Raw genomic sequence first — 632 nt, forward strand, 5'->3', positions numbered from 1 at the left:
AAAATCTAAAGGATGAAATCCTGCGAATAGACGAGCTTGCGTGAGGAAATCAGATTATACCGAGGGAGCGGAATAGGAGGCATTATTTATGCCTCATTTTGTCACAGCTTTTTTGCAAGTAATTTATAAACAAAAATCGCTGAAAACGCCATAATCGAGATACCAACACCGTTCCACAGAGAGGTTGATACGCTAAGATCCAAAGTTCCTTCCGTTTTAGCGAGCGCTGTCAACAAAAAGATGCCCCACCATGGTATTATAAAAATGATTAGTCCCTTAAAATACATGTTTTTACTACCAATAATTGGAAGAATAAAAGCAAAAATGCTCCCAATAACACCAGTTGATAACGCAAGGACAAACAGCGCATATAATTGATCTATTAACCTAAATGGAGGTTTGCGTCCAAAAATCAAAATCGTGACCAGTCCGGTAGACTCAATTTAGAAATGCCGATGTATTTAAACAGCAAACTAAAAATTGCCCCTAAAATACCTCCACAACAACCCGAAATCCACCCACGAGTAAATTTATCATCTCTAATAGACATTAGATAACACTTCCTTATAAGGGAACAATTTCAATTTTAACAATAAAGGTTTTTTATAACTTACGTATGTATTCCATACACC

1 protein-coding gene is annotated in these 632 nt (G+C 36.4%); it reads right to left on the bottom strand.

The features are described from left to right. Window positions 1–101: 101 nt before the first annotated feature. The gene (locus AC1DUA_RS39915) at window positions 102–416 is read right to left on the bottom strand and encodes a hypothetical protein (RefSeq protein ID WP_477504916.1); all 315 of its coding nucleotides are present in this window, start codon (window positions 414–416) and stop codon (window positions 102–104) included. Between the last annotated feature and the right edge of the window lie 216 nt (window positions 417–632).

The organism is Paenibacillus sp. 01T422 (genome assembly GCF_056398785.1).